Annotated in this window: 1 protein-coding gene and 2 pseudogenes; all 3 read left to right on the top strand. The window is 38.7% G+C overall.

Annotated elements, in window-relative coordinates; translation table 11 throughout:
- Positions 1-210: 210 nt before the first annotated feature.
- The 3 genes and pseudogenes from GO685_RS04715 to GO685_RS04705 all read left to right on the top strand — a co-directional run bounded on the left by GO685_RS04715 (position 211) and on the right by GO685_RS04705 (position 2,370).
- Positions 211-1,019, top strand: a pseudogene (locus GO685_RS04715) (ATP-binding protein).
- Between the two features lie 19 nt (positions 1,020-1,038).
- On the top strand, positions 1,039-1,848 hold the full coding sequence (locus GO685_RS04710) for an AAA family ATPase (protein WP_175937789.1): 810 nt from the start codon (positions 1,039-1,041) through the stop codon (positions 1,846-1,848).
- A 33-nt stretch (positions 1,849-1,881) separates the two neighbouring features.
- Positions 1,882-2,370: pseudogene (locus GO685_RS04705) on the top strand (hypothetical protein).
- Positions 2,371-2,592 lie beyond the last annotated feature (222 nt).

Below are 2,592 nucleotides of genomic sequence, written 5' to 3'. Positions count from 1 at the left end.
TATGCATTGGGTAACCTCTTATTGTTGCTAAAATACTGGAGTTTACCCTATTTCTCTCTCTACTCTCTTTCTAATCCATAGTTAGCGTTAGAAAGATCGGCATACCAAAAACAACTCTCTACGAGAAAATCGACAAACTGGGTGAAAAAAAGTTTTTCCATCTAAAAACATATCTCACACAAGACTTTTAGAGATTACCAGGAGAAAAACATGAAAATAATGAACAGCGAAGAAGGGCCAAGATGGTCACAAGTGTGAAGATAGTAATCTTTGGACCTTATGGAATCGGCAAGACCAGTCTGCTAAAAACTCTTGAGGAGTCAAAAACACTTTGTCTTGATTTTGAAGCAGAACTTCTTGCCGTACAAGGTTGGAAAGGAGATTCAATCAAGATGCGCACTTGGAATGAGGCAAGAGATATCGCTTGTCTTATTGGTAGGCCAAATCCTGCATTGAAGTCTGATCAAGCATATAGTCAAAGGCACTATGAGCATGTATCTGGCAAGCACAAAGATCTTCTTTCAGAGGTCTCTAAATACCGTTACATCTTTATCGACAGTATAACTGTTGCATCACGTCTATGTCTTTCCTGGGCGAGAATGCAACCTGAAGCTTTTTCTGATAGATCAGGGAGAGAAGATAAGAGAGCTGCTTACGGTACACTTGCTCAAGAGATGATGGCTTGGCTCAATCAGTTTCAACATATTCCGAATAAAGACATCATCATAGTTGGCACACTGGGTCAGCGTCTTGATGATCTTAATCGTTCAACATGGCTACTTCAATGCGAAGGGGCTAAAACTGCCAGTGAAATACCAGGAATTGTTGATGAAGTAATCAGCATGGTTGGAATCAAGCAAAAAGATGGTACAGAAGTAAGTTCTTTTGTCTGCCAGACCATTAATTCTTGGGGATACCCTGCAAAAGATCGAAGTGGATGCCTTGAGATGGTTGAAGAACCGCGTCTGGGGAAATTGCTTACAAAAATTAAAGCCAAAGTTTTGGCTACTGCTGCCTAATTCAAAATTGGAGGACAATATGGAACAAAGCTTTTTTGCTATTAGTCGAAAAATTCCTTTTTTCAGCATGAAGGAGTACTTGAATGATCAAACGCCAATACCGGAGGACATAATCTCACCGAGAATTTTGACGAAAAGAGGTCTATTGGTATTTGGTGGCCCACCTAAAATCGGCAAGAGTGATTTTTTAATCTCATGGCTCGTTCATATGGCTGCCAGTGTTCCATTTCTTGGTATGGCTCCAAGTAAGCCTATGAAAATTTTCTACCTGCAAACCGAAATCGAGTATGACTACATGAAAGAACGTTTGCAACAGCTTCAACTTGATCAAGAACTTTTGGATTTAGCTGCCAATAACTTAATCATTACTCCAAGAGTGCAATTATCTTTCAGTGGTGAAGAAATAGATGAAATCAAAAACACCGTTAAAGAGAGTTTTAAACCTGACATTATTGCGATTGATCCTCTGCGTAACATTTTTAACTCAAGTGAATATGGCAATGAAAACGACAACAGTGCTATGCTATTTTTCTTACAAAGGACGCTTGAAAGACTGAGAAATATTATCAATCCAGATGCTGGGATAATCCTCACCCATCATACAAAAAAACTATCCAAAAAGATGCTAGAAGAGGATCCATTTCAAGGTTTAAGCGGTGCTGGGTCTTTAAGGGGATTTTACAGTACTGGTATGGTGATGTTTGGTCAGAGCGAAGAAAATACTGCCCGTCAAATAGTCTTTGAGTTACGTAATGTTGAACGTGTGCCAAACAAGCTTGTCGATAAGACAGATGGCTATTGGCAGTTTGTGGATCAATGGAATAACTAATTTCTTTTTTACTTTAAAACTTACGAGATACTTATGCTACAAGATCATTTAACTGATTTTAATACTGCAAAATCACAAAGTAATTTAATACCAAAAGGCACGATAGTAAAGGTCAAAATGGCCATCAAACCTGGTGGTTACGAAAATTGGTTCACTAAAAGCTATGCTACTGGCAGCATCTATTGAAACGCGGAATTTACGGTCACTGAAGGGCCATATGCAAAGCAAAAGATTTATCAAGCAATTGGGATAAAAAGCGGCAAAGCAGAGGGCACAGAGGATGTCTGGGGAGAAATGGGTCGTTCTATGATTCGAAGTATTTTGGAGTCAGCACGCGATATTCATCCACATGACAATTCAGAAAAAGCAATGCTTGCCAGAAAGCTCAACTCCATTGCCGATTTAAACGGTTTAGAATTTAGGGCAAAGGTAAGTATTGAGCCCGATAATTATGGAGAAAAAAACAAGATTGTCATGGTTATCACTCCAGAACAACCTGAAGTTGATTATATACCGTTTTGAAGTACGACGAGGAAAAGCTCTGGCTTGTGTTATTGAAAGGGCTATCAAAGATGCAGCAGGAAAAAATGCAGAGCTAAAACAAAGAGGCAATTAAATGGTTTTATTCAGATGATTTTGAAACTGTTTGTGAGCTAGTCTCTGTGAAAAAAGTTTATCATGAGAAAATAAGGAAAGATGTAGCAAAAACTGGTAGTTTAACTTAGCCACAAATAGAGAAACTAC

The sequence above is a fragment of the Wolbachia endosymbiont of Madathamugadia hiepei genome, from assembly GCF_013366855.1.
Classification (GTDB): Bacteria; Pseudomonadota; Alphaproteobacteria; order Rickettsiales; family Anaplasmataceae; genus Wolbachia.
The sequence above is the reverse complement of the archived record's forward strand: the minus strand, read 5'-3'. Positions and strand labels throughout refer to the sequence as shown.

Bases quoted from the DNA above. Each gene is read 5' to 3' on its own strand.
- GO685_RS04710 (WP_175937789.1), top strand. From the start codon at position 1,039: ATGGAACAAAGCTTTTTTGCTATTAGTCGAAAAATTCCTTTTTTCAGC.